At 36.3% G+C, this 25,972-nt stretch carries 30 protein-coding genes and 1 other RNA gene; 26 read left to right on the top strand and 5 right to left on the bottom strand.

The features are described 5' to 3' along the window. Window positions 1–86 precede the first annotated feature (86 nt). Window positions 87–737: a uracil-DNA glycosylase gene (locus BG05_RS23430; protein ID WP_002011844.1), complete on the top strand. Its 651-nt coding sequence runs from the start codon at window positions 87–89 to the stop codon at window positions 735–737. Window positions 738–765: 28 nt separating this feature from the next. Here BG05_RS23430 and BG05_RS23425 read toward each other — a convergent pair whose 3' ends face one another. Further along, complete coding sequence (locus BG05_RS23425; protein WP_002126452.1) at window positions 766–1,647, bottom strand: YitT family protein; 882 nt, start codon at window positions 1,645–1,647, stop codon at window positions 766–768. 391 nt (window positions 1,648–2,038) lie between these two features. On the opposite strand from BG05_RS23425, the gene BG05_RS23420 reads away from it, so the two are divergent. The 17 genes from BG05_RS23420 (at window position 2,039) to BG05_RS23340 (ending at window position 17,103) form a co-directional block, all read left to right on the top strand. Beyond that, complete coding sequence (locus BG05_RS23420; protein ID WP_002011846.1) at window positions 2,039–2,383, top strand: nucleotide pyrophosphohydrolase; 345 nt, start codon at window positions 2,039–2,041, stop codon at window positions 2,381–2,383. After that, entirely contained in the window at window positions 2,380–3,180 is an 801-nt protein-coding gene (gene dapB / locus BG05_RS23415) for a dihydrodipicolinate reductase (protein ID WP_002126457.1), read from the top strand. The genes BG05_RS23420 and dapB overlap by 4 nt, the downstream gene beginning before the upstream one ends. A gap of 14 nt (window positions 3,181–3,194) precedes the next feature. Then, entirely contained in the window at window positions 3,195–3,590 is a 396-nt protein-coding gene (mgsA, locus tag BG05_RS23410; protein ID WP_000684753.1) for a methylglyoxal synthase, read from the top strand. Window positions 3,591–3,601: 11 nt separating this feature from the next. After that, window positions 3,602–4,306, top strand: coding sequence for a bacillithiol biosynthesis deacetylase BshB1 (gene bshB1, locus BG05_RS23405; protein ID WP_002011848.1), 705 nt, complete (start codon window positions 3,602–3,604; stop codon window positions 4,304–4,306). Next, the gene (gene bshA, locus BG05_RS23400; protein WP_002086596.1) at window positions 4,303–5,448 is read left to right on the top strand and encodes an N-acetyl-alpha-D-glucosaminyl L-malate synthase BshA; all 1,146 of its coding nucleotides are present in this window, start codon (window positions 4,303–4,305) and stop codon (window positions 5,446–5,448) included. Before bshB1 ends, bshA begins: the two co-directional genes overlap by 4 nt. Continuing rightward, on the top strand, window positions 5,435–6,628 hold the full coding sequence (locus tag BG05_RS23395; RefSeq protein ID WP_002086595.1) for a CCA tRNA nucleotidyltransferase: 1,194 nt from the start codon (window positions 5,435–5,437) through the stop codon (window positions 6,626–6,628). The genes bshA and BG05_RS23395 overlap by 14 nt, the downstream gene beginning before the upstream one ends. Beyond that, entirely contained in the window at window positions 6,613–7,593 is a 981-nt protein-coding gene (locus BG05_RS23390; protein ID WP_002086594.1) for a biotin--[acetyl-CoA-carboxylase] ligase, read from the top strand. Before BG05_RS23395 ends, BG05_RS23390 begins: the two co-directional genes overlap by 16 nt. A 342-nt stretch (window positions 7,594–7,935) precedes the next feature. Continuing rightward, window positions 7,936–8,772 carry a 3-methyl-2-oxobutanoate hydroxymethyltransferase gene (panB, locus tag BG05_RS23385; protein WP_002126469.1) on the top strand — a complete coding sequence of 279 codons (837 nt, stop codon included), beginning with the start codon at window positions 7,936–7,938 and terminating at the stop codon, window positions 8,770–8,772. Next, on the top strand, window positions 8,772–9,620 hold the full coding sequence (gene panC, locus BG05_RS23380; protein ID WP_002126472.1) for a pantoate--beta-alanine ligase: 849 nt from the start codon (window positions 8,772–8,774) through the stop codon (window positions 9,618–9,620). The genes panB and panC overlap by 1 nt, the downstream gene beginning before the upstream one ends. 12 nt (window positions 9,621–9,632) lie before the next feature. Beyond that, on the top strand, window positions 9,633–10,016 hold the full coding sequence (panD, locus tag BG05_RS23375; protein WP_000490176.1) for an aspartate 1-decarboxylase: 384 nt from the start codon (window positions 9,633–9,635) through the stop codon (window positions 10,014–10,016). Window positions 10,017–10,146: 130 nt separating this feature from the next. Further along, the gene (dinG, locus tag BG05_RS23370) at window positions 10,147–12,951 is read left to right on the top strand and encodes an ATP-dependent DNA helicase DinG (RefSeq protein WP_002030787.1); all 2,805 of its coding nucleotides are present in this window, start codon (window positions 10,147–10,149) and stop codon (window positions 12,949–12,951) included. Between the two features lie 250 nt (window positions 12,952–13,201). After that, window positions 13,202–13,372 carry a YpmA family protein gene (locus BG05_RS30170; protein WP_002086589.1) on the top strand — a complete coding sequence of 57 codons (171 nt, stop codon included), beginning with the start codon at window positions 13,202–13,204 and terminating at the stop codon, window positions 13,370–13,372. 7 nt (window positions 13,373–13,379) lie between these two features. After that, complete coding sequence (locus BG05_RS23360; RefSeq protein WP_002126474.1) at window positions 13,380–13,883, top strand: cell wall elongation regulator TseB-like domain-containing protein; 504 nt, start codon at window positions 13,380–13,382, stop codon at window positions 13,881–13,883. 18 nt (window positions 13,884–13,901) lie between these two features. Further along, window positions 13,902–15,089, top strand: coding sequence for an aspartate transaminase AspB (gene aspB, locus BG05_RS23355; RefSeq protein ID WP_003188331.1), 1,188 nt, complete (start codon window positions 13,902–13,904; stop codon window positions 15,087–15,089). A 121-nt stretch (window positions 15,090–15,210) separates the two neighbouring features. After that, on the top strand, window positions 15,211–15,918 hold the full coding sequence (gene dnaD / locus BG05_RS23350; protein ID WP_000728546.1) for a DNA replication protein DnaD: 708 nt from the start codon (window positions 15,211–15,213) through the stop codon (window positions 15,916–15,918). A 15-nt stretch (window positions 15,919–15,933) separates the two neighbouring features. Beyond that, window positions 15,934–16,581, top strand: a complete 648-nt coding sequence (nth, locus tag BG05_RS23345; protein WP_002030794.1) for an endonuclease III — start codon at window positions 15,934–15,936, stop codon at window positions 16,579–16,581. Window positions 16,582–16,584: 3 nt separating this feature from the next. Further along, window positions 16,585–17,103, top strand: a complete 519-nt coding sequence (locus tag BG05_RS23340) for a YpoC family protein (protein ID WP_002086586.1) — start codon at window positions 16,585–16,587, stop codon at window positions 17,101–17,103. Window positions 17,104–17,129: 26 nt separating this feature from the next. Here BG05_RS23340 and BG05_RS23335 read toward each other — a convergent pair whose 3' ends face one another. Together BG05_RS23335 and recU are read right to left on the bottom strand one after the other, a co-directional pair. Next, entirely contained in the window at window positions 17,130–19,853 is a 2,724-nt protein-coding gene (locus BG05_RS23335; RefSeq protein WP_003188333.1) for a penicillin-binding protein 1A, read from the bottom strand. Window positions 19,854–19,919: 66 nt separating this feature from the next. After that, window positions 19,920–20,522: a Holliday junction resolvase RecU gene (gene recU, locus BG05_RS23330; protein ID WP_000155584.1), complete on the bottom strand. Its 603-nt coding sequence runs from the start codon at window positions 20,520–20,522 to the stop codon at window positions 19,920–19,922. Window positions 20,523–20,625: 103 nt separating this feature from the next. Here recU and BG05_RS23325 point away from each other — a divergent pair, with 103 nt between their 5' ends. Next, window positions 20,626–21,651: a DUF2515 domain-containing protein gene (locus tag BG05_RS23325; RefSeq protein ID WP_002126479.1), complete on the top strand. Its 1,026-nt coding sequence runs from the start codon at window positions 20,626–20,628 to the stop codon at window positions 21,649–21,651. 343 nt (window positions 21,652–21,994) lie between these two features. Here BG05_RS23325 and BG05_RS32030 read toward each other — a convergent pair whose 3' ends face one another. After that, window positions 21,995–22,141, bottom strand: coding sequence for a phage portal protein (locus BG05_RS32030; RefSeq protein WP_307838604.1), 147 nt, complete (start codon window positions 22,139–22,141; stop codon window positions 21,995–21,997). Between the two features lie 118 nt (window positions 22,142–22,259). Between BG05_RS32030 and BG05_RS23320 the strand changes: the two genes are divergently transcribed. Both BG05_RS23320 and BG05_RS23315 read left to right on the top strand, forming a co-directional pair. Then, window positions 22,260–22,502 (top strand): hypothetical protein, encoded by a 243-nt coding sequence (locus BG05_RS23320; protein WP_002011865.1) that lies wholly within the window; start codon window positions 22,260–22,262, stop codon window positions 22,500–22,502. 15 nt (window positions 22,503–22,517) lie between these two features. Continuing rightward, a complete protein-coding gene (locus BG05_RS23315) occupies window positions 22,518–22,862 on the top strand; it encodes a YppE family protein (RefSeq protein WP_002011864.1) in 345 nt (114 codons plus the stop codon). A 25-nt stretch (window positions 22,863–22,887) separates the two neighbouring features. Here BG05_RS23315 and BG05_RS23310 read toward each other — a convergent pair whose 3' ends face one another. Continuing rightward, window positions 22,888–23,079 (bottom strand): YppF family protein, encoded by a 192-nt coding sequence (locus BG05_RS23310; RefSeq protein WP_002030817.1) that lies wholly within the window; start codon window positions 23,077–23,079, stop codon window positions 22,888–22,890. A 177-nt stretch (window positions 23,080–23,256) separates the two neighbouring features. Between BG05_RS23310 and BG05_RS23305 the strand changes: the two genes are divergently transcribed. The 5 genes from BG05_RS23305 to rnpB all read left to right on the top strand — a co-directional run bounded on the left by BG05_RS23305 (window position 23,257) and on the right by rnpB (window position 25,949). Next, a complete protein-coding gene (locus BG05_RS23305) occupies window positions 23,257–23,847 on the top strand; it encodes a YppG family protein (protein WP_016126738.1) in 591 nt (196 codons plus the stop codon). A 156-nt stretch (window positions 23,848–24,003) separates the two neighbouring features. Next, on the top strand, window positions 24,004–24,426 hold the full coding sequence (locus BG05_RS23300; RefSeq protein ID WP_003188340.1) for a CotD family spore coat protein: 423 nt from the start codon (window positions 24,004–24,006) through the stop codon (window positions 24,424–24,426). Between the two features lie 56 nt (window positions 24,427–24,482). Continuing rightward, window positions 24,483–25,037: an SLOG family protein gene (locus BG05_RS23295; RefSeq protein WP_002030808.1), complete on the top strand. Its 555-nt coding sequence runs from the start codon at window positions 24,483–24,485 to the stop codon at window positions 25,035–25,037. 97 nt (window positions 25,038–25,134) lie between these two features. Next, window positions 25,135–25,470 (top strand): cell division regulator GpsB, encoded by a 336-nt coding sequence (gpsB, locus tag BG05_RS23290; protein ID WP_000622426.1) that lies wholly within the window; start codon window positions 25,135–25,137, stop codon window positions 25,468–25,470. Between the two features lie 87 nt (window positions 25,471–25,557). Continuing rightward, window positions 25,558–25,949, top strand: an RNA gene (gene rnpB / locus BG05_RS30165) — RNase P RNA component class B. Window positions 25,950–25,972: the final 23 nt, after the last annotated feature.

Raw genomic sequence — 25,972 nt, 5'->3', positions numbered from 1 at the left:
ATAATATGTTACAAATGGAAATAATAGAGAGAATATGGGGTATAGAACTAGTTAAAATAAAGATAAGTATGGAATGATGAAAGAAGGTGACGGACATAGAATATCCATATTATTTAGTTAAACAAGTGAAGGAGCGTAGTGCTACATACCAATTAGAAGGTTTTTTAAGTGGACAGGGCCCTAAAAACCCGAAATTAATGCTTGTTGGAGAAGCACCTGGTGAAACAGAAATTCATAATGGGATTCCATTTAGTGGGAGAGCGGGAAAACATTTAATGGAATTTTTAGAACGTATTCACGTTACAAGGGAAGAAGTATATATTACGAGTGCGGTCCGGAGTAGACCTTATAAATGGAGAGAGAAAAGGGAACGAAATGGCGAAATAATACAGAAGAAGTACAATAGAACACCGAATCAAGGTGAGATACTTGCCCATGCACCTTTGCTAGATTATGAACTGGAATTTATACAGCAGCCGGTTATTGTCACACTTGGTAATATTGCATTACAGCGTTTAGTTGGTAAAAATAATAAAATTACGGATGTTCATGGAGAATTGTTAAAGCAACCTGTGCAGCGATTGAAAGATAGCAGCAGTACAGAATTTATTTGGTCAGAAAAAGAATATCATATTTTTCCGACCTTTCATCCAGCTTCTATTTTCTATAATCGGAGTTTGTTGGAGCTTATTTATGAGGATTTGGAGAAACTTAAAAGATTTATAATAAAAAACTAGAAAAGCTACAGAGCTTTTCTAGCTGAATTTAATTATGTAACGGATTTTTATTTTCATCTAATGTAAATCCTTCACCAACAACATCGTGTACATCACTTACAGCGACAAAGGCATGTGGATCTACTGAAATAATGATATTTTTTAATTTTACGATTTCATTTTTAGCAACAACACAATATAGTACATTACGTTCTATTTTTGTATAGGATCCAACTGCTTTTAAAAAGGTTGCTCCGCGCTCCATTTCTGATAAAATTTTTGAAGCAATTTCATCGTTTTTATCAGAAATAATAGTTGCTCCTTTTGCTGCATAAGCACCTTCTTGCATGAAATCAATAACCTTAGCCCCGATAAAAACAGCAACTAACGTATACATGCCCTCGCGATATGATAAATATGTAAGAATAGAGATAATGATAACGACCGCATCAAACATAAACATCGTTTTTCCCATACTCCAGCCAACATATTTGTGAGCTAGCCTTGCGATAATATCAACACCGCCAGTAGTCCCGCCGTATTTGAATATAATTCCAAGTCCTATGCCGATAAATGCCCCAGCGAATAAAGCAGCCAGTGTCATATCATTTTGCAAGTTTAAATGTAAGTTGAGAACCTCGTAGCGCTGAAACACCCAAAGGAATAAAGAGACGCTAAATGTACCGATTAATGTGTATAAAAATGTTGTTCGGCCGAGTAATTTCCAGCCAATGAAAAATAGAGGGACGTTTAAAATTAAGTTTGTATAGGAAGGATCAAGTGAAAATTTAAAATATAATAATAGCGTAATGCCGGTAAATCCACCCTCTGCAAGATGATTTTCAATATTGATATTCACAATACCGAAAGAAAAAATAGCGGAACCGATTAAAATAAAAATGATATTTCGAATCTTCAAATTTGATGTCATTTAGAAATCCCCCTAATTATGTAATGATTGCATTGCTCCTCTTAAACGATAGAACATAATAATAAGTTATTTCTAGTTGATAGTAAAAATAGAGAATGGTATAAGAGCTTAATTAGTTCAGCCTGATATTGTGCGGAAAAAATGCAAAAGAAAGTTTCACTTTATCCCGTCCCAACGGCTGGTAGAGGGAAAAGCGAAGAAGAAAAGGTCGAACCAGCCGCAGGGACCCGATTGGTTCAGGCTGATCTTTTGCAAAAATCACGCAAAAGAAGTTTCACTTTATTATAGTCTATCCTAAAAAGAGTCGTAAATAGTGATATGAGGGAATAATATTTGTCAAATCGCGATGAATTGGCTAACATGAAAGAGGAAGGAATAAGAGGTGACTAGTATGGAAGCAAAAACGATGAAAGATATGCAGAAAGAAGTAGATGCATATATCGGTCAATTTAAAGAAGGTTATTTTAGTCCGCTTGCAATGATGGCTCGTTTAACTGAAGAAATGGGAGAGCTTGCAAGAGAGGTTAATCATTATTATGGTGAGAAACCAAAGAAAACGACTGAGAAAGAACGAAGTGTTGAGGAAGAGCTTGGAGATGTTTTATTTGTTATGATTTGTATGGCAAATAGTTTAAATATTGATTTAGAAACAGCGCATAACATTGTAATGAATAAATTTAATACACGTGATAAAGATCGTTGGACACGTATTGATGAGGGAGAGAAAGACGCATGAAAGAAATTAAAGTAATTATCGCTGGACCACGAGGACGCATGGGATATGAAGCAGTCCTTCTTATGGAAAGAACAGCGCATTTCAATTTAGTAGCAGCAATTGATTATAAGCATGGCGGAGAAAAAATTTCTGATTTACCGGGAATGCCAGCGCTAGATGCACCTATTTACGCGGATTTACATACTTGTTTAGATGAAGTAGAAGCAGATGTATTGTTAGATTTAACAACACCAGAAATTGGAAAGAAACATGTGACACTTGCAGTTGAACGTGGACTTCGATCAGTTATTGGTACAACTGGATTTACTGAAGAAGAACTAAAGCAATTAACAGAAAATGCAAAAGAAAAAGAAGTAGGAACAATTATCGCTCCAAATTTTGCGATTGGTGCAGTACTTATGATGAAGTTCTCTCAAATGGCAGCGAAGTACTTCCAAGATGTTGAAGTAATTGAATTACACCATGATCAAAAATTAGACGCACCATCTGGTACAGCTGTAAAAACAGTAGAATTAATCCGTCAAAATCGTGTACCAAAAGAGCAAGGGCACCCTAATGAAACGGAACAATTAGAAGGGGCACGTGGTGCAAATGTAGACGGTATTCACATTCATAGCGTACGTCTACCAGGGCTTATTGCACACCAAGAAGTAATGTTCGGCGGAGATGGACAAATGCTAACAGTTCGCCATGATTCATTCAACCGTGCATCATTTATGTCAGGTGTAAAACTATCAATTGAAACAGTAATGAACCTTGATCATCTTGTGTACGGTTTAGAAAATATTATCGACTAAAGGGGAGACAACGGATGAAAATTGCCTTAATCGCACATGACAAAAAGAAAGATGATATGGTTTCGTTCGCATACGCATATAAACCAATTTTTGAAAAACATGAACTTTTTGCAACAGGAACGACAGGACTTCGTATTATGGAGGCAACTGGTTTAGTTGTAACAAGATATCAATCCGGTCCTCTTGGTGGAGATCAAGAAATTGGTGCAATGATTGCAAAAAATGAGATGGATATGGTGATTTTTTTCCGGGATCCACTAACAGCCCAGCCGCATGAACCAGATGTTAATGCGTTACTTCGTTTATGTGATGTATACGCCATCCCATTAGCAACAAATATGGCAAGTGCTGAAATGCTAATGCATGCATTAGAGCGGGGAGATTTAGATTACCGAAAGTTAAGAAAATGAGGGGAACAATTATGAGTGGATTACATATATTAGCGTTTGGTGCTCATGCCGATGATGTTGAAATCGGCATGGCAGGTACCATTGCAAAGTATACGAAGCAAGGATATGAAGTAGGCATTTGCGATTTAACAGAAGCTGATCTTTCTTCAAATGGAACGGTAGAACTAAGAAAAGAAGAAGCAAAGGCTGCAGCTCGTATTATGGGAGTAAAAACGAGAATTAATTTAGCAATGCCAGACCGTGGTTTGTATATGAAAGAAGAATATATACGTGAAATTGTAAAGATTATTCGTACATATAAACCAACACTAATTTTCGCACCATATTACGAAGATCGTCATCCAGACCATGCTAATTGCGCGAAACTTGTGGAAGAAGCTATCTTTTCAGCGGGAATTCGTAAATATATGCCTGAACTTCCGCCGCACCGTGTAGAGTCGTTTTATAATTATATGATTAATGGTTTTCATAAACCGAATTTTTGTATAGATATTAGTGAATACCTTTCTAAAAAGGTGGAAGCGTTAGAAGCGTATGAAAGTCAGTTTTCAACAGGGAGTGATGGTGTTAAGACGCCATTAACCGAAGGATACGTTGAAACTGTAATCGCTCGGGAGAAGATGTTTGGGAAAGAAGTTGGAGTGCTGTATGCCGAAGGATTTATGAGTAAGAAACCGGTTTTATTACATGCTGATTTAATAGGGGGATGTAAATGAAATTGAAAATAGGTATTACATGTTATCCTTCTGTAGGTGGTTCTGGGGTTGTTGGGACAGAGTTAGGAAAGCAATTGGCGGAACGCGGGCATGAAATTCATTTTATTACATCGGGTGTACCATTTCGGTTGAATAAAGTGTACCCGAACATTTATTTTCACGAAGTAACAGTAAATCAATATTCTGTTTTTCAATATCCACCTTACGATTTAGCATTAGCGAGTAAAATGGCAGAGGTTGCTCAAAGAGAAAACCTTGATATTTTACATGTGCATTATGCAATCCCGCATGCTATTTGTGCATATTTAGCAAAACAAATGATTGGGGAGCGTATTAAAATTGTTACGACCTTACATGGAACGGATATTACTGTGTTAGGTTCCGACCCTTCGTTAAATAATTTAATTCGCTTTGGTATTGAACAATCTGATGTTGTTACAGCTGTGTCACATTCGTTAATTGAAGAAACAAATGAACTTGTAAAACCAGATAAAGAAATTGAGACGGTATACAATTTTGTAGATGAACGTGTTTATTTCAAACGTGATATGTCTCAATTAAAAAAAGAATATGGTATACGAGAAAATGAAAAAGTGTTGATTCATATTTCAAATTTCCGAAAGGTTAAGCGTGTACAGGATGTTGTGCAGTCATTTGCCAAAATTGTAAAGGAAGTAGATGCGAAATTGCTTCTTGTTGGTGATGGACCAGAGTTCTGTACTATTTTACAATTGGTGAAAAGTTTACATATTGAGGAACGTGTCTTATTCCTAGGAAAGCAAGATAATGTTGCAGAGCTTCTTGCGATGAGTGATTTAATGCTACTTTTATCAGAAAAGGAAAGTTTTGGTCTTGTTATATTAGAAGCGATGGCGTGTGGTGTGCCTAGTATCGGAACGAGGGTTGGGGGCATTCCAGAGGTCATTCAACATGGTGAAACAGGATATATATGTGAAGTTGGAGATACAGACGGAATAGCTAAGCAAGCAATTCAGCTACTAGAAAATGAAGAACTTCACCGTAATATGGGAGAGCGAGCGATGAAATCTGTATATGAGCAGTTTCGTTCGGAAAAAATCGTTTCACAGTATGAGGCGATTTATTATGACATACTAAGGGATGACAAGAATGGAAAGATTTAAAAAAGCTAGTTCAATTATTGAGATGTTAAAACAGCACGGACATGAGGCTTACTTCGTTGGTGGAAGTGTACGCGATCTTATTATCGATAGACCGATTGGAGATATCGATATCGCAACATCTGCTTTACCAGAAGAAGTAATGGCTATTTTCCCAAGACATGTTCCGGTTGGTCTTGAGCATGGAACTGTAATTGTTGTAGAAAATGGTGAACCGTATGAGGTAACTACTTTTCGAACAGAAAGCGAATATGAAGATTTTCGAAGACCTAGTAGTGTTCAATTTGTCCGTTCATTAGAAGAGGATTTAAAACGACGTGATTTCACGATGAATGCAATTGCAATGACAGAGGAAGGCGAAATGGTTGATTTATTTGCTGGGAAAGAAGCGATTCGTCTGAAGGAAATTACAACGGTTGGAGATGCTGCAGACCGTTTTCAAGAAGATGCACTGCGAATGATGCGTGGTATTCGGTTCGTAAGTACGTTAGGTTTCTCTTTGGAAATAAAGACGAAACAAGCAATTGAAACGTATGGGCATTTGCTCGAACATATAGCGATTGAAAGAATTACAGTTGAATTTGAAAAATTGTTGACCGGTACATATTGTGTGAATGGTCTTCAAGAGTTAGTAGAAACTAAGCTATTTTCTCATCTGCCATATTTGCAAATGTCAGAAGAAAGACTCTTGAAAGCTACGCAGTATAAATGGGATTCTTTCGAAACAGACGTTGAGGCGTGGGCATTTTTCTTATATTGTATCGGAGAAGAGCATCCATCTGTCTTTTTGCGTCAATGGAAGTTCTCGAATAAAAAGATTAAAGATATCGTAGCGGTTTTATTAGCAATTCGTTCTAGAAAGGAGAAGGAGTGGGATACAATCCTTCTTTATAAAACTGGGATTCGCATCGCTGAGATGGCGGAAAGAGTATATGAAGCGATAATAGAAAGTTATAATAGTGCGTCTGTTAAGCAAGTACAATCATTATTTCATGCATTGCCGATAAAAAATCGTCAAGAAATGAATGTGACTGGTAATGATTTATTAAGCTGGACAGATAAAAAGCCAGGTCCGTGGGTTGCCGAAATGCTTCAAAATATTGAAGAAGCAATCGTACAAGGAGATTTAGTTAATAAGAAAGAGGATATAAGGGAGTGGCTACAAAGATGCAATCTACTATAAGAAAGCAGTTATTACAAGTTTTTTCTGAAGCAGATGGTGCATTTGTATCTGGTCAAATACTTAGTGACAAACTTGGTTGTTCGAGAACCGCTGTATGGAAGCATATGGAGGACCTTCGTAATGAAGGGTATGAACTAGAAGCTGTACGCCGCTTAGGGTACCGAATTGCTAGTAAACCAGATAAAGTAACTGCGAATGAGATTCAATTAGGATTACAAACAGAGCGTATCGGTAGAACGGTTTATTTTGAAGAATCGGTTGAGTCTACTCAGCATATTGCAGCGAGACTTGCTTATGAAGGCGCAGAAGAGGGAACAATTGTCGTTGCTGAAGAACAAACAGCAGGTAGAGGACGTTTAAGTAGAAAATGGTATTCCCCAAAAGGAACAGGAATTTGGATGAGTATTATTTTGCGTCCCTCGATTCCAGTTCATCATGCACCACAGCTTACTTTATTAGCAGCTGTTAGCGTAGCGCAAGCAATTGAAAAATGTACCGGTGTAAACGTAGGGATTAAATGGCCGAATGATATTTTAATTCAAGGTAAAAAAGCTGTCGGTATATTAACGGAGATGCAAGCTGATCCAGATAAAATTAATGCTGTTATTATGGGAATTGGCATTAATGCAAATCAGAAACAAGAACATTTTGATGAGGAAATTCAGCAAATTGCAACTTCATTAGCAATTGAATCGGGTAAGCCGATTGTTCGTGCGGAACTTATGCAACAAATTTTCTTGCAACTAGAGAAATTGTATGAAGAGTATTTAAAAAATGGCTTCTCTGTTATTAAAATTCTTTGGGAAAGTTACGCAGTAAGTATCGGAAAAGAAATTACAGCTCGAACGATGAAGGAAACTATTAATGGGCTAGCAAAAGGAATTACGGAGGATGGTGTATTGTTACTTGAGGATCATCAAGGACAAGTGCACCACATTCATTCTGCTGATATAGAAATTAAGTAAAAGAAGTTCCTATTTTGGAGCTTCTTTTTGTCATTTAGATACTAATAAATTTCACATACCATAATAGGGATAAAAAATTATTTTTTCGAAAAAATGTAGCAATTCCTTTTCAGAGTTTGCTATAATTATTTCGAATATGGGCAGTATCAAAGCGAACTGCACCATTATTTTACGCAGTATGAAAAAATAATAATTTGGATTCTGCCTTGATCCAATAACGGACTGGGACAGAGGGATGAATAATGCCGACTAACACACAACCCTTCTGCCCTTTTATGGCCAGAGGGGTTTTTTATATGATTTCGGCCATCTCCTCTCTCCTGCATAAAGGAGGAGTAGTTTTTGAAAACAAAAACAGATTTTTTGAAAATGAAAGAGCAAGGTGAGCCGATTACAATGCTAACGGCGTATGATTATCCATCTGCTAAATTAGCAGAAGAAGCTAAAGTCGATATGATTTTAGTGGGTGATTCTCTAGGAATGGTTGTACTTGGGTATGATTCAACAGTTCCAGTAACAGTAGAGGATATGATTCATCATACGAAAGCTGTACGCCGCGGAGCGAAAGAGACGTTTATTGTAACTGATATGCCATTTATGTCTTATCATGTCTCATCGCAAGATACGATGATTAATGCACGTCGCATTGTTCAAGAGAGCGGGGCACATGCATTAAAGGTAGAAGGTGCTGGAGAAGTTATATCAACTATTCACTACTTAACGAATGCGGGAATTCCCGTTGTGGCGCATTTAGGTTTAACTCCTCAATCTGTAGGAGTGCTAGGTGGGTATAAAGTACAAGGGAAAGATGCTGAAAGTGCAAAAAAATTAATAGAAGATGCAAAGAAATGTGAGGAAGCTGGTGCGATAGCACTTGTGCTAGAATGTGTGCCAATGCAATTAGCAGAAATTATTTCAGAGCAGTTAACAATTCCTACAATCGGAATTGGAGCAGGACAAAAAGTAGATGGGCAAGTTCTTGTATACCACGATCTTATCTCGTACGGCGTAAATCGTGTTCCGAAATTTGTGAAGCAATATACGTCTGTTCAAGAGGAGATTGTGCGAGGAATTTCGCAATACGTTACTGAAGTAAAGACAGGGCAATTTCCTGAAGAAAAACATTCATTCACAATGAAAGAGGAAGAGTGCTTAGCGTTATACGGAGGAAAACAATAATGAAAATCATAACTACAGTGCAAGAGATGCAGCAAATTACAAACGAACTTCGTACAAGTGGAAAAAGTATCGGTTTTGTTCCAACGATGGGGTATTTACACGAAGGGCATGCTACGTTACTACGTAAGGCAAGGGAAGAAAATGAAATTGTAGTTTTAAGTGTATTTGTAAATCCACTACAATTTGGACCAAATGAAGATTTAGATCGATACCCACGTGATATTGATAGAGATGAAAATGTAGCAAAAGAAAATGGTGTTGATTATTTATTTTATCCGAGTGTAGAAGAGATGTATCCAGCAGAACAAACGACAACAGTAGAAGTTGTGAAGCGTACCGACGTATTATGTGGCAAACAAAGACCTGGTCATTTCGCTGGTGTTGCGACTGTACTAATGAAACTATTTAATATTACATTGCCAACGCGTGCTTATTTCGGTATGAAAGATGCACAGCAAGTAGCTGTAATTGAAGGATTCGTAACTGATTTTAATATTCCCGTTACGATCGTACCAGTTGATATTGTAAGGGAAGAAGATGGATTAGCGAAAAGTTCTCGTAATGTGTATTTATCACTAGAAGAACGTGAAGAGGCTCCTCATTTATACGGCAGTCTATGTATAGCGAAAGAACGAATTGAGGCAGGCGAACGTAATCCGGAAATCATTATGAATCTTGTGAAAGAGCATATTGAGAAGTATACGAAAGGCACTGTAGATTATGCTGATTTATATGCATATCCTTCATTAAAAGCAATAAATAAAATTGAAGGAAGAATCATTTTAGCGATTGCGGTTAAGTTTGAAAATGTACGATTAATTGACAATATAACATTAATGGGGAAATAAGGGGGAGCATCTATGTTTCGCACAATGATGAGAGCGAAGTTACATCGTGCAACTGTAACAGAAGCAAATTTAAATTATGTAGGTAGTATTACAATTGATGAAGATTTAATGGATGCGGTAAATATTGTAGAAAATGAAAAAGTACAAATTGTAAATAACAACAATGGAGCTCGCTTAGAGACATATGTTATTAAAGGAGAGCGCGGTAGCGGTGTTGTGTGTTTAAATGGTGCAGCTGCAAGGCTTGTACAACCGGGTGATAAAGTTATTATTATTTGCTATGGTTTAGTGGCAGAAGAAAATATTCATAAACAAGAGCCGAAAATTGCAGTATTAGACGATGATAATCAAATTATTGAAATGTTAGGTGCTGAAAAAGCTGGCACGATATTATAAGTAGGAAGGCTATCTCTAATTAAGGAGATAGCTTTTTTGTGCATCTTTTCATTAAGATGAGGTAAAACGTGGTATAGTAACATTATATAATTTTTGTGTTTGATAGGTAAGAAATTGAGGTGTTACATATATGAGTAAGCGTTATGTCGTTGTTGATTTAGAGACGACAGGGAACTCCTGGAAGGATGGGAAGGATAAAATCACCCAAATTGCAGCTGTTGTAGTGGAAGATGGAGAGATATTAGAGATTTTTTCATCTTTTATTAATCCGAAGAGAGAGATTCCCCTATTTATTACAGAATTAACTGGGATTGATGAAAATCTTGTAAAACAAGCCCCGTTATTTCGAGATGTAGCCCCGATGATTGTTGAGCTATTACAAGGTGCGGCTTTTGTTGCACATAACGTTCACTTTGATTGGAATTTTTTAAATGAAGAATTAAGGCAGGCTGGATATACAGAAGTACATTGTCCTAAAATTGATACAGTTGAATTGGCGCAAATTCTTTTGCCAACAGCTGATAGTTATAAATTACGTGATTTAGCTAAGCAGCATGAACTAGAGCACGATCAACCACATCGTGCGGATAGTGATGCTCTTGCAACAGCGGAGTTGTTTTTACAATTTTTAAGTGAAATTGAAAAGTTACCACTTGTCACATTACAATCGCTTTATGAATTAAGTGATGTTTTCCAAAGTGATATAGCTGATGTACTTTCTGAAAATATTTTAAAGAAAATGATGCATGGTAAAGAAGAGGCAGAGGAGTGTGAGGTGTATCGAAATATTGCGCTTCGAAAGCGGAATTATTCTTTAAGCCTCAGTGAAACATACTCATCTAAATTTGATGCTTTCTTACATAAGACAATCGATAAACTTGAATTGAATATGCCAAAGTTTGAAAAAAGAGAAAGCCAACAAATTATGATGAAGGAAATATATACAGCGCTAAGAGATTCTAGGTTTTCACTGATTGAAGCAGGAACAGGTACGGGGAAGACGCTTGCATATTTACTTCCAAGTATTTATTTCGCAAAGAAAAAAGAAGAGCCTGTCATTATAAGTACACAAACTGTACAATTGCAACAACAAATACTAGAAAAAGAAATTCCTTTATTAAAGAAAATAATGCCATTTTCATTTGAAGTAGCTCTTCTGAAAGGAAGAAAGCATTACCTTTGTCTACACAAATTTGAATATGCTTTGCAAGAGGAAGAGAAAAATTATGATATGGCGCTCACAAAGGCAAAAATTTTAGTGTGGTTATTGCAAACGGAAACTGGCGATCGTGATGAATTAAATATTCCTGAGGGCGGCAAGTTACTTTGGAACCGTATTTGTAGTGATGTACATAGTCCAGGCGGGATGCAAAGCAACTGGTATAGTCGTTGTTTTTATCAAAGAGCAAAGAATAAAGCATTATTTGCAGATATCGTTATTACAAATCATGCGTTATTATTTCAAGATTTTTCAAGTGAAGAACCACTATTTGCTTCATGTGAACATATTATTTTTGATGAAGCTCATCATATCGAGGAAGCGGCGAGTAGAACATTAGGTGAACAGTTCTCATGCATGTATTTTCAATTAGCTTTATCTCGTCTTGGTACGCTAGAAACAGATGATGTACTTTCTAAAGTATATAAAATGATGAAAAAATCAGAGCAAGCATCGCGTTCGACTTTCCGTATGGTGAGTCATAGTTTGAAGGAATTGAAATTTGATGCGGATGAACTATTTCAAATGTTACGGACTTTCGTATTTAAACAAACAAAGCAGGAACAAGGGATGAGCAATATGCCACTCATTTATCGATATAACACGGAAGTAGAGAAAGGTAAGTTATGGGATAGCATTACCGAGTTAACAAATCGATTTGTGTATGATGTAAGAAAGTTATTGACTACACTTGAGAAGCAAGCTGAAATATTGCAAAGTAAATTAGAATGGGAGATGCATGTCGTTACAGGTGAATATATGCATTTAATTGAGTTGTTGAGAAAGATGGCACAATCTTTACAATTACTCATTTTAGAAAAAAATTCATACGTGACATGGATGGAGACTGAAACGAAGGGAACGATTCATTCAACAGTTCTATATGCGCAGCCTGTTCATATTGGTGAAAGATTTGCTGATGAATTTTTAACCCAGAAAAAGAGTGTTATTTTCACATCAGCAACGTTAACAGTTAATGATTCATTCGACTATATAAAAGAGGAGCTAGGTTTACATGATTTTGCTCCCAATACATTAAAGGTTCCATCACCATTCCGTTTTGAAGAGCAAATGAAATTAATGGTTTCAACGGATGTACCTTTTATTAAGAAAGCAAGTAATGAAGAATATATTGAGTCTATATCGGCACATATTGCGAAAATAGCGAAAGCTACAAAAGGTAGAATGCTCGTTTTATTCACTTCGTATGAAATGTTGAAAGAAGCGTATACGAATTTGAAAAATGATGAGACATTAGAAGGATATTTATTATTAACGCAAAGTGTGAATAATAAGAGCCGAAGTCGTCTAATCCGAAAATTCCAGGAGTTCGACAAATCGATTTTGTTAGGAACAAGTAGTTTTTGGGAAGGGATAGATATACCTGGAGATGCTCTGAGTTGTCTTGTCATTGTCCGTCTGCCTTTTACCCCTCCTCATCAGCCGATGATGGAAGCAAAAGGAGAGTGGTTAAAAAATCAAGGAGAAGACGTATTTGATAAGTTGGCGCTCCCACAAGCAATCTTGCGTTTCAAACAAGGGTTTGGTCGTCTTATTAGAACAAATACAGATACGGGAACTGTATTTGTATTAGATCGTCGTTTGACAAGTTCTTCCTATGGAAAACGATTTTTACAATCAATCCCAACTGTACCGCTCTATGAAGGACCGTTAGAAGAATTGTTAGTACAGTTAGAAGAATCGTCAAATGAATAAAATTGGAAGAAAAATACGCCTGAAGTACATTTAAACTTCAGGCGTAAAAAATGTGGGTAGGAGGAATTTTATTTTTCTTACTTCTTGTATACAAAATATATTGCTTTTCGATTTGAAACCTTTTTTTGCTGTACATGTCCTGCTATAATAGATGGGTGATGAAGCAGGGGTTGTAAAGAATGTACTCTTATTGTAACCGCATTGCGTTCTTCTATAATTAGAAATTTTTGTGTAACGGAGGAGTTTTTTCATGGATAAGAAAATCGAAGTCCTATCAACGACGCGTATTAAATATTCGTCTGACTTGTATAAAATTGTTGATGGTTTGAATCGTACGTTAAAAGAGCAGGACCTCATGTTCGGATTAGCATTAGACGAAAAAGATAAAGAAACAGCTGTATTTACGATTTACAGAACGTAGTGATACAATGAAAAAGTGGATCTTTACAATCATTATCGTTATCGTTGCTAGCGGAATATATGGGGCATATGTTTATAATAAAGCGATGGAAAAGAAAATTCCAAAAGAGTCAAAGTCTGTAGAAATTGCGAAAGAAAAGGCAAAGCTTACAAAGGTAAATACTGTTGATTATTATAATGGAAAATCTTCATATACAGTCGTACAAGGTACAGATGAAAAAGGAGAACAACTTATCGTTTGGGTGCCTGATAAAAAAGGAAATGTCCTTGTGAAGAAAAAGAGCGAAGGTATTTCTAAAAAAGAAGCTTTGCAAAAATTGGCTGAACAAGCTACAGGAGAAGGTGCTGAGCCGAAGCCGAAACCAAAAGAAATTATAAAAGTAAAATTAGGTGCTCAAAACGATATTCCATTGTGGGAAATTACATATATTGATCAGGTAGATCGTTATACGTATTACTATTTAGAGTTTCAAAATGGGGTTTATGCTGGACACTACAGCATTGAAAAATAGATGTAGGGGGAACTACAAATGAAATTAGCAAAGCGAGTAGCTGCTTTAACACCATCTGCAACTTTAGAAATTACAGCAAAGGCACAAGCATTAAAAGCAGAAGGTCATGATGTAATTGGATTAGGAGCAGGAGAACCTGACTTTAATACGCCAAAACATATTATGGATGCTGCGCATAAAGCGATGTTAGAAGGACATACGAAATATACACCAACAGGTGGATTACAAGCGTTAAAACAAGAAATTGTGAAGAAGTTTACTCGTGATCAAGGAATTGCGTATGATCCATCTGAAATTATTGTATGTAATGGTGCCAAGCATGCATTATATACATTATTCCAAGTGTTACTTGATGAAGGAGATGAAGTTATCATCCCAACTCCTTATTGGGTAAGTTATCCTGAGCAAGTAAAGCTTGCTGGTGGTAAGCCAGTTTATGTAGAAGGTCTAGAAGGCAATGAGTACAAAATTACAGCAAAGCAGCTGCGTGAGGCAATTACAGAGAAAACGAAAGCTGTTATTATTAATTCACCGAGCAATCCAACAGGGATGATTTACAGCAAAGAAGAATTACAACAGCTTGGAGAAGTATGTTTAGAGCATGATATCTTAATCGTTTCAGATGAGATTTATGAAAAATTAATTTATGGTGACGCGGAATATACTTCAATTGCCCAGCTTTCTAATGTATTAAAAGAACAAACACTTATTATTAATGGTGTATCTAAATCACATTCTATGACAGGTTGGCGTATTGGATATGCAGCAGGAAATAAGCAGCTTATTAAAGCGATGACGAACTTAGCGAGTCATAGTACGTCAAACCCTACTTCAATTGCTCAATACGGTGCAATTGCTGCGTATGCAGGCTCACAAGAACCTGTAGAAACAATGCGTCAAGCGTTTGAAGAAAGATCGAACATTATTTATGATAAATTAATTCAAATTCCTGGTTTCACTTGCATTAAGCCACAAGGTGCTTTTTACTTATTCCCAAATGTAAAAGAAGCCGTAGCGTTAGCTGGGTATGATACAGTTGATGAGTGGGCAAAAGCATTATTAGAAGAAGAAAAGGTGGCTCTTGTTCCAGGTACAGGATTTGGTGCACCAAATAACGTTCGATTATCGTATGCGACATCTCTTGAGCAAGTTGAGAAAGCATTAGAACGAATTCATACGTTCATGAAAAGTAAAGTACAGGCTTAATCGTCTGTTTCTTGTAGTAAATGGCAAAAAACCTCCCTATATATAGGGAGGTTTTTTTGACGAATTGTGGCAAAAAGAAATGGCTAAAGGTGTGTTATACTAGAGAACGAGGTGTTTGGTGATGAAAAAGAAAATGATGTTACAATGGTTTGAACAGGGAAGCATAGCGATTCCTAAATTGCTTATGATGCATTATAAAAAGCTAGGTTTAAATGAGACGGAATTTATGGTAGTACTTCATGTACACACATTTTTAGAATCAGGTAATTCGTTCCCGACTCCTTCAGAGATTTCAGAACGGATGACGATAACAGAAATGAAATGCATGGAAGTGATTCAGACTTTAATCCAAAAAGGTTTTTTAGCACTAGAAGGTGGACGAAGATCTGAAGCGATGATGTGTGAAAGTTATTCTTTACAACCACTGTGGGAAAAAATATTGCACTTTTTAATGAATGAATCTATAGAGGAAGAGCAAAAAGAACAAAAGCAAATTCAAGTAAATTTATATACAGTATTTGAAAAAGAATTCGGAAGACCACTTTCGCCATTTGAATGTGAAACATTAGGGATGTGGGAAGATCAAGATCAACACCATCCGAATTTAATTCAAGCGGCTCTTCGTGAAGCTGTTATGAGTGGTAAACTTAATTTCCGGTATATTGATCGTATTTTGTTTGAGTGGAAAAAGAACGGAATTAAAACGGTAGATCAAGCGCAAAATCAAGGCCAGAAATTTAGAGCGAATCAACAACGCACACAACAAACGACAAAACAAGAGACGAAATTTACTGGGAAAGTGCCTTTTTATAATTGGTTGGAGCAGTAGTGTAGGAGGAAAGATATGTTGAACAAAACGCAAATTCGTTATTGTTTAGATACAATGGCGGATATGTATCCAGAAGCGCATTGTGAATTAATTCATGATAATCCATTTGAACTTGTAATCGCAGTGGCATTATCTGCGCAATGTACAGATGTACTTGTGAATAAAGTGACGAAAAACTTATTTCAAAAATATAAAACACCAGAAGATTATTTAAGTGTGTCTTTAGAAGAATTACAACAAGATATACGTTCCATTGGATTGTTTAGAAATAAGGCGAAAAATATTCAAAAATTGTGCCGGATGTTACTAGATGATTATAACGGGAAAGTTCCAGAAGACCGTGATGAGCTGACGAAATTACCAGGAGTAGGGAGAAAGACAGCGAATGTAGTTGTTTCGGTAGCATTTGGGATTCCAGCGATTGCTGTTGATACGCATGTAGAGAGAGTGAGTAAACGGTTAGCAATTTGTAGATGGAAAGATTCTGTGTTAGAAGTGGAAAAGACATTGATGAAGAAGATTCCAATGGATGAGTGGGGAGTTACACACCACCGTATGATTTTCTTCGGACGTTATTACTGTAAGGCGCAGCGACCACAATGTGAAGAGTGTCGATTACTAGAAATATGTCGCGAAGGAAAGAAACGAATGAAGGGGAAATAAAGGATGGAGCGAGTTATAGAAATACCGAAAGAGTTTCGGTGCGTACCATTTTTTAAAGAGAGTGCAAATTCGATTACGTATCACACAGACCAATCTTTTGAAGAGATAATACAAAATACTTACTTTATATTTGATATTGAAAGAAAATATGAGCCATGGAATGAAATTGAAACAAGTATTCCAGCGGTGTTAAATATATGGAAAAGCAAGCATGAAGAAATTGCTATACTATTTCGGAACAGAAAAAAACAAGAAGCTGAGGGTCCGATGATTCTTTTTGCAGCGCACTTTCTATCGGTTATATATTGGTTAAATGAGCAGCCTGTTCATAGTTTGAATGAGATGCAAGTAAATACGAATAAATTGGAAGTACAACCTGTTAATTTTATGGAGCGATATTCATTTATTATAAAGAAACCGAGTAATTACCATTCGTATATTCAATTAGTACAGTTGTATATCGAAATAGAAAAGCTATATGTAAAGAAAATGATAACAAAAAAGAAGTCGATTTCTCATTAAGAGAAACCGACTTCTTTTTTTGTTTATTAAGACTCTGTTGTAACAACATTTCCGTCCGCGTGAGGTATATCTCCTCCGGTATTTTGTTGCTGTTGTTGCTCTTCAGCTTTTTTTCTAGCTTCTTCGTCAGCTTTTCTTTTAGCTTCTTCGTCGGCTTTTCTCTTAGCTTCTTCGTCAGCTTTCTTCTTAGCCTCTTCGTCAGCGGCTTTCTTTTGAGCTTCTTCTTGCTGTTTACGTTGTTGTTCTTGTTGCTGCTGTTGTTCTTGTTGTTTACGTTGTTGTTCTTGTTGCTGTTGCTGTTGCTGTTGCTGCTGTTCTTGCTGTTTACGCTGATCTTCATCAGCTTTTTTCTTAGCTTCTTCTTGTTTTAGTTTATCTTCATTGGTCTTTTTCAGGGCTTCTTCGTCAGCTTTTTTCTTAGCTTCTTCGTCAGCTTTTTTCGCATCTGGAGTTCCGCCAGGGGCAGTGAAGGATGCACCAACTGCAGGGCTTGTTCCAGTACCCTTTTTCGCTACTACAGAGAAACTGTAAGTAACACCTGGTTTAATACCACCAAGAGTAGCTGTCGTACCGCTTACTGATAAGCTACCACTAGAACCGTCAGTAGCTTTATAGCTTGCTGCGTATGCATCAACATTTGATGATGGTCCAGACCAGTTCAGTGTCACTGTGCTAGCGCCATCGAAAGCGACATTAAGGCCACTAGGTGGATCTACTTTAATTTCTTTAACTGCATCTTTTTTCGCACCTTTAATGTACAGTTCTCCATTTAATTCTTGTACAGAAGAAGGGCGCTCGAAACGAGATTTATCCGTAGCAAATTTGCTCATCATTGCTTGGAACATTTGCTGAGCAATTCTAGTAGAACGATCGCTAATGTAATTTTCTGGGCTATCTTTTTCATAACCAGTCCATACAGCCATTGTATATTGTGGTGTATATCCTGCGAACCAACTATCTCTGTTGGCATCTGCTGGAATACCGTATTTTTTAATAACAGATTTATCAAAGTTTTGTGTTCCTGTTTTACCAGCAACGTCGAATCCAGAAACATATGCTGTTGACCCTGTACCGCCAGAACCAGGTTTTACTACGTCACGAAGAACGTCAGTAACCATGTAAGCTGTATAGTCGTGCATTGCACGCTGTTCTTTCGGTTTAAAGCTTTTCTTTTTTCCATCTGGGAAAATAACTTCTTTAACGAAATGAGGTTTATTGTATACACCGTCATTTCCAAATGTTGCATAAGCTCCAGCGACATCTAACGGAGAGCCTTCATTACTACCGATTGCAGTAGATTCATATGCTTTCCCATCTTTAAACGTCATTCCTAAACCTTCAGCAAACTCTTGTGCCTTAGGAATACCGACTGCTTGAGCTGTTTTTAAAGCCGGGATGTTTAATGACTTCTTCAATGCTTCACGAAGTGAAACGTCACCTTTAAAATTACCTGTAGCATTTTTAATCTTTGTGCCATCAGAGTAAGTATATTCAGAGTCATTTAATTGATGATAAGTAGACCATTGAAGATTCTCAATTGCTGGACCATAGTCGAAAATTGGTTTCATTGTTGAACCAACTTGGCGTTTTAAATCAACTGCCATATTATGACCTTTGAAAGTAGACTTACTTTCTTTACGCCCAGCACCAATTGCTCGAACTTCTCCAGACTGTGTATCCATAAATACAAATGATCCTTGGAACTGATCGTTTGGATATTTAATGAGATTGCCATCCATAATTTTCTCAGCGTAATCTTGAGCATCTTGATCAAGTGTTGTATGAATCGTTAAACCATCTGAACCGATATTTACATCAGGGTATTCTTTTTCAACTTCCTTTACAGCAGCATCTATAAATGCTTGATACTTCATTTCAGTCACTTCTGAAGATGGAAGAAGTCCTTGTGTTACAGAGATTTGCATTGCGTCATTCATTTCTTGTTTCGTTATATACCCGTGTCGGTTCATTAATGTTAATACGATATTACGACGTTTCGTTGCTCTATCAACGTTATCTGGTTTTGTTGGATCATAAATGTTAGGACCTTGGGGTAAACCAGCGAGCATTGCAGCTTCGTGTAGTTGTATGTCTTTTAAATCTTTGCCGTAATATTTTTTTGCTGCTGTTGAAATACCGTAAGAGCGATTACCGAGGTTAATCTTATTTAAGTACATTTCTAAAATTTCATGTTTTGAGTACTGTTGCTCTAACTTATAAGATAAGTACCATTCCTGCACTTTTCTTTTTGCAGTTTTGTCCATCGTTAGAAAATAGTTTTTAACTACTTGCTGTGTAATCGTACTACCACCTTGTGATCCAAAACCACCAGTGACATTTTCCATGACTGCCATTCCAGTACGTCTAAAATCAATTCCATTATGATCGTAGAAACGAGCATCCTCAGTCGCAAGGAATGCACTTTCAATTACTTTTGGAATTTGATCGTATGTAACATGGGTTCGTTTTTCAGCACCGTATTCATAGAAGAAATTCCCGTTTTTATCAAGGAATTTTGTTGATAAAGGATTGACTAGCTTTGATTTGTCTAGTTTTGGAGCGTCCTTTACCATAACAAAGAAGGCCGAAACGCCAGCTACGAGACCGACGATACCAAGAAGTAGACAACCTATAAGAAATCTCTTGAAAAAGGAACCTTTTTTCTTTGGTTTTTCTTCTTTATTATTTGTTTCTTTCGTTTGATTTTTTACATGATTTCGTTCTGTACGAGAACGATAATTATCTGACATTATACTTTCTCCTACCTTTCATTCTCTCCCCCAAAAGTCGAAAAAAGAGCCTTAGTGATGACTCTATCACGAAAAATAAACCGTGTCTAGTACGCGGATATAATCAATTCGAGGGTGATAACCGCATGATAATAAAGACCCATGCTCTTCTATTTCTTGTTTTGTAATCGATTTACGTCCACCAGTATTTTGACGATTCCAAAATGCAATAATATGTTTTGCATCTAATAAATAAAATTCATCAAAAAGTGTAAATTTAATAATAACAAATGCAATTCCATTATGAGCGACTACTTGCTTCATATGTTCAATTTGATGAAGGTGGAAGTTTTGAAGTGGAAAACTGGTTTTATTTTTAGTTTCTTTCGCTTCAAAATCGATGTATTTCCCTTTGTATACACCGTTGTAATCTGTTGTAGAAGGTTGTTTGAAATACGCTTCTTTTACCACTGCAGCACTTCGAGCGGGGTAATCTACTTTTACAATTTGAAGAGGTGTAGGTTTTTTATGTACGCATGCAATATTATGGGTTAAGTAATATTGATTGGTTTCATTCAATTCCTCTTCAAGGGACATACCTCTATTACTGTAAGTATGTTTTTTTATTGGTGTTTTATGAGGTTGTGAAGCTTGATCGTACCTTTTTCCATTTGGGTAACGAATGGTCATATTTTGTCCACTCCCAACTTGATAAGAATTACTTACAAAGGTGATTATATCAAAAAATGAAAAAAGATGTGACCTTTTTCAAGAAAGGTATGGTGACTTACTTATGTTTCGATGGAATGACTATGAAAAAATTAAACAGAACCGTAATGATATTTTTTGTACAGAAGAGGAAAAAGTTATAGTTCTTACTATTAAGGAGAGAACGGATGTAGCTAACGTAGATAATATTTCACGTACACAATCTTACCAAGAATATTATTTGAGAAATAGAGAAATTAGATGGTCTTTTTTAGCGAGTATGGTTTCAAGGAATGGGGGATGGAACATGACAGATTTAGAAGGAGAATATTATTCTAATCTTTTATCTCAAACAGTTAAGAGACGATTATTTCTTTTGTATGAGAAAGCCAATTGGCTCATTTTCTTAGATGCATTTCCTCAACTATTACTGTATGAGGAAAGTAAAAAGAGATGTGCGCCGCTCTTCCATTTGTTACAATTTTTCAACATATCAATTTTTATGGAAAAAGAATGGGTCGCGTTTTGGGAGAAAAAAGATATAAATAGGCTTATGACGGCACTTATTATTAATGAACAAAATAAAATTCAAAAACCAGTAATTGAGAATGCATACTTTCAAAAACACGTATTTGATACTGCACTGTTCAAATTTCAAGAAATATTTCATGTTAGTGCAGTTATTTTTCCAACGGTGGAAGGGGGAATGTATGGATTTTCAGTTTATCAATTTGAAACGTTGCAAAAACGTATAGAACTGGGGAAGCAATTAGCTTGGTTACTATTTCATTCAAAGTATAAGTCTTCTTTTTATAAATTTGCAGTGCAAACTAGGCATACAGGGTCAAGAATGGATTATGAATGTAATATAAGGGGAATTAGAAAATCATGTACGCCGGCTCTTCGGGAAGTGTATTCTATTGTCACTCATGAAAAATTAATTGAAAAAGATTGGTTTAGTGAAGGGTTGGAAATAGATTCATTATTTTTACTTGAAAAACCTAAGGGAGAAATTAATATAACAGAATGGTATAGAAAGAAGAGGGAGCAAATACATACTCTTTCTATATTAAGTAGTTTTGTTAAAAGAATAGATGAGTTCATGATATAATAAAGAAGTCCCGCCTTCTTAAATGAAGGCGGGACTTCTTTATTAAAAGTAATAAGCTCTACAACAAGTTACTTTCTAATCGGTTATTTGTCGGCAGTACGACTTTAACTTCAACATTTATCGAAAGCGAAGAGGTAAGATAGACTAGAAAATAGTTGTTTGTAAAAGCCACTTTGGTTAAAGTGTCATTTTATCCCGCTATTTGCGGACAGTAAAACTCCCACCTCAAAATTTGGCTGGAGCAAAGAAGGTAGGTGGAAGCCCTGCTGTCCGTAAACACCCGATTGGTGCGGGTTGATAATCAGTGGGGGATGAACAAAACCCCACTGATTAAAGTTTCACTTTATGTAGCGGGGAAATTTGGACCATCAAGCTTTGGATTACCAGTCTCAGGTTGGTTTTGTTGTTTGTTTTGCTTTTTCTTTTTTTCGTTTTTATTTTTTGCCATCGTAATACACCTCCTTTTTGTATTGTTACCATTTCTAATAATGGCATACTAAATGATTTCTTTGACGAATATCAACTAGTTTTGTCATGTGAGAAGGAGTAATTAATCAATCGGCGAAATTACATGACAAAGGAAAGGCAAAGAAGGGGGCGTTTTAAATATGGCGATGGTTCAGAAGGAAGATGTTATGAAAAAAATGGATCAAATGTTAAGTTCTCTCGATTTGCTGGAAATGAAGATTGGGATTAGAATGAATCATGCATTGAAGGATAAAGGTGAAAAAATATGCAATAAGATAGAAATAACAGAAATGCATATAGAACATATGGAAAATAAATTAGTGCATCACGAAGAAAAAGGGAGCTGGGTAAAGACATTTCAAAACGTCGTAGTGAGTGCATAATAAGGTGGGAACAAAATGGGACATGAAGCATTAATCCAGTCTTCGGAGAAGTTAATGCAGTATAATGATGAAGCGAATGTGAAAAAAAGAGAGATGGCTGAATATGATTTTTATAAGGATATGAAGCCATTTGTTGATATTGTAGATGCGGAGTTAGAGATGTGGAAAGAATTAGCTTATAGGTGGATAAAGGAAGAACGACCTAAGTATATACATGTACAACAAATTGATCAAGTGTATGATAATTTACAAACTAATGTGCTACAATGTTTTGTTAATAAGGGAAAAGGCAAACGTTTCTTTGAAACTCATCAAGCTATTTCGTATACTTTGCAAAATATCGTAGATCAATGTAAATAACAAGAGGGAAAACCCTCTTGTTTTTTTATGCCTCTGTCACTGTTGTAGGTTTTGTTGCACCGTTTATTTCTAACTCTCGTATTAATGTTCGGTAATCTGATATGCATACTTTTCCTTCAAGATAACAATGTCTTGCAAAGTCTAACAGTTCATTCGAATTTTCTGTGTAATACCCCTTTTTTTGAGAAAACGCTTGTTTTAAATCCCCTAATACCATGTTGATTCCTCCCCCATGAGAATCTTCTTCCTTATTATCATAGCATGGAAGGGTTTACTTTCTAATTTTTTTAAAAATTTAAACTTCCGACAAAAACAGACAGGTACTCCGTCACACATTTTATTTTATAGGTACATATTCTATATGTAGAAACTTATGCCAAGGAGGAGAGAATGCATGTTTCAACAACCTAATGTATATCAGCAAGCAAATCCATATGCACAGCAAAATATGTACCAATATAATGAGGATACATATTTGCGATATAATATGTATCCTTTCGAGCCTCATTATGGAAACCAAAATTATTATCAACCATTTGAAGTATCTTTTGGGAATCAACCGCAGCAAGCGCATATGAATCAACCGCAACAACCGCACATGAATCAGTCGCAACAAGCGTATATGAATCAACCGCAACAACCGCACATGGATCAGTCGCAACAACCGCATATGAATCAGCCGCAGCAAATGTATACGAATCAACCACAGCAAGCGTATATGAATTCACAAAACTACATGTCGCCAGCTCAATATGTAAATCAACAAGCTATGTTTTATCCACCAAAACAACCATATCCAACGATGAATAAACAAAAGCAACAGCAACAGCAACCAAGTCAGTTTTCTAGTTTTGTTTCACAATTTAAATCATCAGATGGTAACTACGATGTAAATAAAATGATGAACACGGCTGGACAAATGATGAACGCGATGAATCAAGTAACAGGGATTGTTAAGCAAGTCGGGGGCTTTTTTGGTAAATAATGGTAGGGGGTTGTCTATAATAGGTATTACGTATGAAATTGGATACTAGACAAATTTCCATGAAATAAATGGGTATATATAACAAGCGGCTTTAGCCCCTCGCTCATATTGTAAAGTGTAGTCAGATTTTTTTAATGAGAGAGGAGAGAAAAAACTATGCATCATTGTCATCCTTGCTTTGGAGGGCATAAGCCTGTAGGACCTATTTGTACGACAGCTCCTGTCATTCATCCAACGAAACAATGCGTAACACATTCTTTTTCAACAACGGTGGTGCCACACATTTTTCCAACCCATACAACGCATGTTCATCATCAACAAATTAAAAATCAAGGCTTCTTCCCACAAACAAACTCGAACGTAAACGTTGTAGATCCTGGTGATCCAGGATTTGGCGGTGGATCTGTTGGTGGATTTGGCGGTGGATGTGGACCATGCGGTCATGGCCATCATCACCATGGGCATCAAATATCACCATTTGGACCAGGACCGAATGTATCACCATATGGACCAGGACCGAACGTATCACCATTTGGACCAAATATCGGACCAAACGTTGGTGGAATGTTTAAAAAGTAAATGATATGTTAGAACTAGCGAAATGCTAGTTCTTTTTTTGTAATTGGAGTGTTGATATGAAGGTTGTTGCTGTAACAGGATATAAGCCGTTTGAACTTGGAATATTTAAAAATGATCATCCAGGAGTAGAGTGTATAAAAAAGGCGCTGCGTCGTAAATTAACTGTTTTTGTAGAAGAAGGTTTGGAGTGGGTTATTATAAGTGGTCAGTTAGGAGTAGAGCTATGGGCTGCTGAAGTTGTTTTTGAAATTCAAGTAGAATATCCAAATTTAAAATTAGCTGTATTTACTCCTTTTTTAGAACAAGAGGAAAATTGGAAGGAAGATAACCGTGAATATTACGAATTTATTCTTTCACAAGCAGATCATATTGATAGTATTACGAAACGGAAGTACGAAAGCCCAGAGCAATTTAAATTAAAGAATCAATTTTTTATTGAAAAAAGCGATGCACTTTTAGCTGTATATGATGAAGAAAAGTCTGGGAGCCCTAAATATATTGTAGAAGCAGCTAAGAAAAAAGGAGAAATAGAAAATTATCACAGTTATTTCATTCTTTTTTCTGATTTACAAGATATAATGGAAGAGGAACAGTGGAATAATGCAGAGTAATATGTAATATAGTACTCGTATATTTGATTGACAAAAGGCGTTGTTTCTGAAAAAATTTAGTTAATGAAAGCTTTGGCAAAAATTTGAGGTGAAGAAAATGATTTCGGATAAAATTAAATTAACAGCGAAAGATATTTTAGAAAAAGAATTTAAAACAGGTATGAGAGGTTATCAACAAGAAGAAGTAGATAAGTTTCTTGATATGATTATTAAAGATTATGAAGCTTTTCATAAGGAATTTGATCAATTAAAACAACAAAATGCTCGTTTGAAACGTGAATTAGAAGAACAAAAAGTAGCGGCAACACAAGTTCCGCAACAACCGGTACAAACACCAGTTGCACAACCAGTGTATAACAATACGAATACGGATATTTTAAAACGTCTATCTAATTTAGAAAAAGCTGTATTTGGAAGTAAGTTATACGAATAAATTAAGGTAACAAAAAGGTTAAAGCATTTTACATAGAAAAAAACATTGCAAAATCTTTTTGTTTCCACTATACTAATGTTTGTCATAACGTTTGGGTAATCGCTGCAACGCCAACGTTGTAGAGGAAAGTCCATGCTCGCACGGCCTGAGATGGCTGTAGTGTTCGTGCCTAGCCAAGTCATAAGCTAGGGTATTCTGGCTGTAAGGCTGGTTTAACGGCAGGGAAAAAACCTAAGTCCTTTCGGATATGGTTTGACTACCTTTAAAGTGCCACAGTGACGAAGTCCTTGAAGAAATGATAGGAGTGGAACGAGGTAAACCCCACGAGCGAGAAACCCAAATAATGGTAGGGGAATCTTTTCCAAGGAAATGAACGACGGAAAAGGACAGGTTTTCGTAACCTGTAGATAGATGATTACCACCGGAGTACGAGGCGTGGGCCGTTTGCAGTACAAAGGAACAGAACATGGCTTACAGAACGTTATGAACCAACTATGAAATA

This window comes from Bacillus mycoides (genome assembly GCF_000832605.1).
GTDB classification, from domain to species: domain Bacteria; phylum Bacillota; class Bacilli; order Bacillales; family Bacillaceae_G; genus Bacillus_A; species Bacillus_A mycoides.
The sequence above is the reverse complement of the archived record's forward strand: the minus strand, read 5'-3'. Positions and strand labels throughout refer to the sequence as shown.